Source organism: Pseudomonas edaphica, assembly GCF_005863185.1.
Lineage (GTDB): Bacteria > Pseudomonadota > Gammaproteobacteria > Pseudomonadales > Pseudomonadaceae > Aquipseudomonas > Aquipseudomonas edaphica.
This window is the reverse complement of record NZ_VBVZ01000365.1, coordinates 1-6,333: the sequence shown is the minus strand read 5'-3', so window position 1 is coordinate 6,333 and position 6,333 is coordinate 1. Positions and strand designations below refer to the sequence as shown.

The following is a 6,333-nucleotide window of genomic DNA, read 5'->3' as shown; positions in this document are numbered from 1 at the left end:
CTTCGGAGCCCACCAGCAGATGGCTGAGGATATCCAGGGGTTCATCGAAATCCACCAAGGCGTTGAGTGACAGGCCGGTGGTGTTTTTCAGACGGTATTTGTGGCGGATTTTTGCAGCCAGTTCGGCATTTGCCCGCGTCTCTCGGCCCAGCGTGGCCAGGCGCTCCAGCAGCTCGCCATGCTGTTGGCGAAAGGCACTGACACTGGCCGCGTCCTCGGTATCCAGGCGGCTGCCATCAGCCAGTACCAGGCGGATGCCGGCCAGGGTGTGATACGTGTTTTGCGCGGTGCCGCAGCACATGCCGCTGGCATTGTTGGCGACGATGCCGCCGATCTTGCAGGCGTTGATCGAGGCCGGGTCGGGGCCGATCTTGCGTCCGAACGGCGCCAACCACGCATTGGCCTGGGCGCCGATCACGCCGGGTTGCAGGCGGATCTGCGTGCCTTGGCCGCGAATTTCGCGGCCATTCCAATTGTCGCCGAGCACGATCAGCACCGAGTCGCTGATGGCCTGGCCGGACAAGCTGGTGCCGGCCGCGCGGAAGGTCACGGGTACGCGGTCGCGCTGGGCCAGATGCAGCAGCGCCACGACTTCGTCTTCTGACTCCACGCGAACCACCAGCTGTGGGATCAGCCGGTAAAAGCTGGCGTCAGTGCCGAAGGCGAGGGTGGAAAGAGGGTCGTCGAAGCGACGATCTTTCGGGATCAGTTGTGCGACGTCGCTCAGGAAAGCAGCAGGCAGGCTCATCGGTCCTCCAGAAATAGCTGACGCCGGCATCGTTGTCCGGCGTCGATTCTTACCCTGTTACGCGCAGGTTTTAGTGCACCAGCATACCGGTGAACCAGTAGGCCTGCGCCAGCGTGATCAGCCCGACGATGGTGGCAAAAAACAGGCTGTGCTTGAGGGTAAAGCGGAACAGGTCGGACTCTTTGCCCACCAGGCCGGTGGCGGCGCAGGCCACCGCGATTGATTGTGGCGAGATCATCTTGCCGGTCACACCGCCGCTGGTGTTCGCTGCTACCAGCAAGGTGTCGTTGACGCCGATCTGATGCGCCGTGGTGGCTTGCAGCGAGCTGAACAGGGCGTTGGACGAAGTGTCGGAGCCTGTCAGGAAAACCCCCAGCCAGCCGAGGAACGGCGAGAAGAACGGGAAGGCAGCGCCGGTGCCGGCCAATACCAGGGCCATGGTCGAGGACATGCCGGAGTAGTTGGTGACGAAGGCAAACGCCAACACCATGCCAATGGACAGGATCGGCCAGCGCAGTTCGTAGAAGGTCTCTTTTAAAGTGGTAAGACCAGTCTTGAGGTTGATTTTCAACACCAGCATCGAAATCAGTGCAGAGAAGAAAATCGCGGTGCCGGTGGCTGAAATCGGGTCCAGCTTGAACACGGCCGGAATCGCCGTGGGGTTGGTGACGATCGGGGCGACCTTGATCACCAGTTGATCCAGGTGCGGGATCGCGAAGTTGAACACCCAGCTGTACATCGAACCGCCGGCGGCGAACATCGCTTTGAACGGCTTGAGCGTCCAGATAGTGACCAGCACGGTGAGGATCAGGAACGGCGACCAGGCTTTGAAAATCTGCCCCAGGCTGTAAGGCGAGGCGACGGTTTGGCGTGGCTGACCGAAGCCACCTGCGCTGGCGGTGACCGCTGCGCCGGAGGTAGCGCCGGCAATCTGTGCGCCGGCGCTGCGTTTGGGCTGCCAGACTTTCAGGAACAGGGTCAGCGCTACCAGGCTGGCCAGGGCCGAGGTGATGTCCGGCAGTTCCGGGCCGATGAAGTTGGAGGTGAAGTATTGGGTGACGGCAAAGCTCAGGCCCGCTACCAGTGCGGCTGGCCAGGTTTCGCGAACGCCGCGCAGGCCGTCCATCATGAACACCAGCCAGAACGGCACGAACAACGACAGCAGCGGTAACTGGCGGCCGGCCATGGCGCCGATCTTGAACGAATCGATACCGGTCACTTGCCCGGCGACGATGATCGGAATGCCCAGCGCGCCGAACGCTACAGGCGCGGTGTTGGCGATCAGGCACAGGCCGGCGGCGTACAGCGGGTTGAAACCCAGGCCCACCAGCAGTGCGGCAGTAATTGCCACAGGGGCCCCAAAACCGGCTGCGCCTTCAAGGAAGGCGCCGAAGCAGAAGCCAATCAACAGCACCTGCAAGCGCTGGTCATCGGTAATCGACAGGACCGAGCTGCGGATGATTTCAAACTGCCCGCTCTTGACCGTCAGTTTGTAGAGGAATACGGCAGCGACGATGATCCAGGCGATGGGCCACAGGCCATAGGCAAACCCGTAACCGGCGGCGGCCAGCGCCATGTCTACCGGCATCTGGAACGCGAAAATCGCCACCAGGATCGACAGCGCCAGGGTGATGCTGCCTGCCACGTGGCCTTTTAGGCGGAACACGGCCAGTGCCAGGAAGAAAAATACGATCGGGATAACGGCGGCCAGTGCGGACAGGCCAAGGCTGCCGAGTGGGCTGTAGAGCTGTTGCCAGGTTTGCATAATGGGGTGGCCCCTGATTGTTGTTGTTTGGTCAGCTTGGATAATTGGTAATACCAATTTACAGTCGCTGTCGGCTAGAGTAAAAGCCTTGGCAGGGGTGTGTCAATTTGCCGCCCACGAAACTTTGGTCGTAGCGGTGTGGGTGAGGTGTTCTGGTTGGGTCAATCGAAGGCGTTCTGATAGGTGCCGCAAGCGCGGCGATAGGCGAGAATAGAGGGCCTGGCGAGTGGTCGGGTTTGTGGAGAGTGAGTTATGGGGTTTGATCAGGTGCGTCAGCGCCGTTTGTCTGACGATATTGTCGAGCAGCTTGAGGGCATGATCCTTGAGGGCACGCTCAAGTCGGGCGAACGCTTGCCAGCCGAACGCGCTTTGGCTGAACAGTTTGGCGTGTCGCGCCCTTCGCTGCGGGAGGCGATTCAGAAACTCGCGGCCAAGGGGTTGTTGGTCAGCCGTCAGGGCGGCGGTAACTATGTGGCGGACTCTTTGGGTTCGACCTTCAGTGATCCACTGCTGCACCTGCTGGAAAATAACCCGGAGGCTCAGCGGGATTTGCTGGAGTTTCGTCAGACCCTGGAAGCGTCCTGTGCTTACTACGCCGCATTGCGTGCTACTGAGGTCGACCGCGAGCGGCTGACCGCAGCGTTTGAGGCGCTGCAGGATTGCTACACCCGCGCCGATGAAGTTAGCCGGCTGGAAGAGGGCGCAGCGGATGCGCGCTTTCACCTGGCCATCGCTGAGGCCAGCCATAACGCCGTGTTGCTGCACACCATTCGTGGGCTGTTCGATTTGCTCAAGCGTAACGTGGTGACCAATATCGGCGGCATGTACCAGCAGCGTACAGAAACCCGCGACATGCTCATCAGTCAGCATCGGGATTTGTATTTGGCAATTATCGAAGGGCGGGCCGAACAGGCGCGGGAAGTCTCAACACGTCACCTGCTGTATGTGCAGGAAGTGTTGGAGGAGGTGCGGCAGGAAGTTCAGCGCGTGGCTAGGGCGGAGCGACGTAAAGGGATGTAGCCCGCGTGGGCTACACCGTCACAAGGATTACTCTTCCTTGCCCTTGTTGCGCACGGCGCGATGCAACTCACGGTTGGAGTCGCGCTCACGCTCGGTATCGCGCTTGTCGTATTCCTTCTTGCCCTTGCCCAGCGCGATCTCGCACTTGACCAGGTGCTTGCTCCAGTACCAGGACAGGCAGATACAGGCATAGCCTTTCTGCTGTACGGCGGCAGCGAGCTTTTCCAGTTCGCGGGCGTTGAGCAACAGCTTGCGCGTGCGCACCGGGTCGGCAATCACGTGGGTGCTCGCGGTGGTCAGCGGGGTGATATGACTGCCCAGCAGCCATGCCTCGCCATCTTTGAGCAATACGTAGCTGTCGACCAGTTGCAGCTTGCTGGCGCGCAGACTTTTTACTTCCCAGCCGGCCAGGACCAGACCAGCCTCGAACCGATGTTCGATGAAGTAATCGTGTCGCGCCTTTTTATTTTGCGCGATGGTCCCTGTGGGGTGTTTCTTTTGTTTAGCCATAGGGGCGGCATTATAGGGAGTTGCGAGCGTATCGGCTACGGTCAACCTGCGTGCTTGAGCGTGTTGGACGAATCCCGGACAATACCGGCAGTTCTCTGGTTTTTTTCTCTCGCGGATCGGGCTGTTCTTTCGCGATGTTTGCCTCAAGCAGTGGAAGTAACGCTCACATGACGACGCATATTCAACGTTCGGCTTTATTGCCTTATCCGGCTCAGGCGCTCTATGACCTGGTCAATGACGTAGCGCGTTACCCGGAATTCCTGCCTTGGTGCTCAACCGCCGAAGTGCTGGAAAGCAGTGATGAGCATATGGTCGCCAGTGTCGGGGTAGCCAAGGGTGGGCTTAGCCAGCATTTTGTTACGCGCAATGTGCTGGTGCCGGGCAAATCCATTGAGATGAACCTGCAGGAAGGGCCGTTCACCCAGTTGCATGGGGTATGGGTATTCAAGGCGCTGACCGACAAGGCCTGCAAGATCAGCCTGGACCTGTCCTTTGATTACGCCGGCCCGATTGTGCGGGCGACCTTGGGGCCTTTGTTCAACCAGGCGGCCAACACCCTGGTGGATGCATTCTGTCAGCGGGCCAAACAACTGCATGGTTGAGATTGAAGTGGTGTACGCCGCTGAGGACCGCCAGGTCTTGCTGGCGGTGACGGTGCCTGCGGGCACCAGCCTGAGGGCTGCGGTGCTGGCGTCGGGGATTGCTGAGCAATTTCCAGGCTTGGTATTGGCGGATTGCCAACTGGGCATATTCGGCAAAGTGGTCGCCGATGCGCACGTGCGTGTTGCGCAGCCAGGTGATCGAATTGAGATTTATCGGCCCTTGCTGGCAGACCCCAAGGAAGTGCGCAGGCTGCGTGCGGCCAAGGCGGCCTTGGCGCGGCAGCAGAACCCATAAGGCTGCCAATCGGCAGGCAACAAAAAGCCCGGCATGCCGGGCTTTTTATCGAGCGCCGCAAAATTACTGCGGGCTGGTGTCCAGAGGCTGTGGCGTCGGGACAGGAACGGTCTGCACGCCGTCGACGTCCTTCTGGATCTGATCCAGCAAGGAGCCAGGCTTGGCCGGTACTTCGGACTTAGGCTTCTCTGCTTCCTGCGCTGGCGCAGTCACATTGGTGCCGTTGTCCTTGCCGAGCAAGGCTTCATCACGGCTTACGCCGGGCATGAAGTCACCGGACAGGCTCACAAGCTGGTCATTGCCATTGAAGATGACACTGACGCGCTCCTGCTGGCGCTCACCGCCACCTGGCTGGATGCTGTAGAGATAATCCCAGCGATCGGCATGAAAAGTGTCGGTCAGCAGGGGGTTGCCCATAATAAACCGTACTTGCCGTCGGGTCATTCCCGGGCGTAACTGGTCTATCATGTCCTGCGTGACGACATTGCCCTGCTGGATGTCGATTTTGTAAACCCCGGGGAATGAACAACCGGCGAGTGCGAGCAGTCCCACAAGGGTGAAACTGGTTAGCAAGAGCTTGGTGTTTTGCATCGGTGGGCGACTTCCACTATCTTGGCTGGGACAACGTAAACGCCGATCATACCCGTATTAAGAGAAGCTGCGAAGCAGCATCCGCGAGAAAGCTAACCATGGTTGAAAATAGCGAACTACGCAAAGCCGGTCTTAAAGTGACTCTGCCACGAGTCAAGATTCTACAAATGCTCGATTCTGCTGAGCAGCGCCACATGAGTGCCGAGGATGTTTACAAGGCGCTGATGGAGTCTAACGAGGACGTTGGCCTGGCCACGGTTTACCGTGTGCTGACCCAGTTTGAAGCCGCAGGGCTGGTGGTTCGTCATAATTTCGACGGCGGTCATGCAGTGTTCGAATTGGCTGACGGTGGTCATCACGATCACATGGTTGACCTGGATACCAATGAGGTTATCGAGTTCACCAGCCCGGAAATCGAGAAGCTCCAGCACCAGATCGCTGAGCAGCATGGATTCGATTTGGTGGACCATAATCTGGTCCTGTACATCCGTAAGAAAAAGTAAAAATCGACACAGATTTGCTCTGTGAAACGATAGAAGGCGACCCTAGGGTCGCCTTCGTGCTTTCTATAAGAGAGAAAATAGAGCGAAAAAAGCTCGGTTCAAGCCTTGGCTGCCACTACCATCTTCTTCGCGTGGGCCAGGGACTCTTTCGTCAGGTCGATGCCGCCCAACATCCGCGCCACTTCTTCTACCCGCTCCGATTTGTTCAGCTTGGACACGGCCGTATGCGTCGCATCGCTGCCGCGCACTTTGTGTACAAATAAATGCTGATGCCCTTGGGCGGCCACTTGCGGCAAGTG

At 59.0% G+C, this 6,333-nt stretch carries 8 protein-coding genes and 1 pseudogene; 4 read left to right on the top strand and 5 right to left on the bottom strand.

Features of this window, described 5'->3' with window-relative positions; translation table 11 throughout:
- On the bottom strand, window positions 1–748 hold a 748-nt coding region (locus tag FEM54_RS21600), incomplete at its 3' end, for an FAD-binding oxidoreductase (protein WP_138452903.1).
- A 70-nt stretch (window positions 749–818) separates the two neighbouring features.
- Window positions 819–2,513 carry a lactate permease LctP family transporter gene (locus FEM54_RS21595; RefSeq protein WP_138452902.1) on the bottom strand — a complete coding sequence of 565 codons (1,695 nt, stop codon included), beginning with the start codon at window positions 2,511–2,513 and terminating at the stop codon, window positions 819–821.
- 252 nt (window positions 2,514–2,765) lie between these two features.
- Here FEM54_RS21595 and FEM54_RS21590 point away from each other — a divergent pair, with 252 nt between their 5' ends.
- The gene (locus FEM54_RS21590; protein WP_017139269.1) at window positions 2,766–3,533 is read left to right on the top strand and encodes a GntR family transcriptional regulator; all 768 of its coding nucleotides are present in this window, start codon (window positions 2,766–2,768) and stop codon (window positions 3,531–3,533) included.
- Window positions 3,534–3,560: 27 nt separating this feature from the next.
- On the opposite strand, the gene smpB is transcribed toward FEM54_RS21590, so the two are convergent.
- Window positions 3,561–4,043 (bottom strand): SsrA-binding protein SmpB, encoded by a 483-nt coding sequence (smpB, locus tag FEM54_RS21585; protein ID WP_003176160.1) that lies wholly within the window; start codon window positions 4,041–4,043, stop codon window positions 3,561–3,563.
- Between the two features lie 167 nt (window positions 4,044–4,210).
- On the opposite strand from smpB, the gene FEM54_RS21580 reads away from it, so the two are divergent.
- Together FEM54_RS21580 and FEM54_RS21575 are read left to right on the top strand one after the other, a co-directional pair.
- Window positions 4,211–4,645, top strand: a complete 435-nt coding sequence (locus FEM54_RS21580; RefSeq protein WP_005791512.1) for a type II toxin-antitoxin system RatA family toxin — start codon at window positions 4,211–4,213, stop codon at window positions 4,643–4,645.
- Window positions 4,638–4,940: an RnfH family protein gene (locus tag FEM54_RS21575; RefSeq protein ID WP_017139268.1), complete on the top strand. Its 303-nt coding sequence runs from the start codon at window positions 4,638–4,640 to the stop codon at window positions 4,938–4,940. Before FEM54_RS21580 ends, FEM54_RS21575 begins: the two co-directional genes overlap by 8 nt.
- Before the next feature lie 63 nt (window positions 4,941–5,003).
- Here FEM54_RS21575 and FEM54_RS21570 read toward each other — a convergent pair whose 3' ends face one another.
- Window positions 5,004–5,531, bottom strand: a complete 528-nt coding sequence (locus tag FEM54_RS21570) for an outer membrane protein assembly factor BamE (protein WP_017139267.1) — start codon at window positions 5,529–5,531, stop codon at window positions 5,004–5,006.
- A gap of 98 nt (window positions 5,532–5,629) precedes the next feature.
- Between FEM54_RS21570 and fur the strand changes: the two genes are divergently transcribed.
- On the top strand, window positions 5,630–6,034 hold the full coding sequence (fur, locus tag FEM54_RS21565) for a ferric iron uptake transcriptional regulator (protein ID WP_017139266.1): 405 nt from the start codon (window positions 5,630–5,632) through the stop codon (window positions 6,032–6,034).
- Between the two features lie 98 nt (window positions 6,035–6,132).
- Here the strand turns inward: fur and FEM54_RS21560 are convergent.
- A pseudogene (locus tag FEM54_RS21560) lies at window positions 6,133–6,333 on the bottom strand (DNA repair protein RecN); the annotation flags it as partial.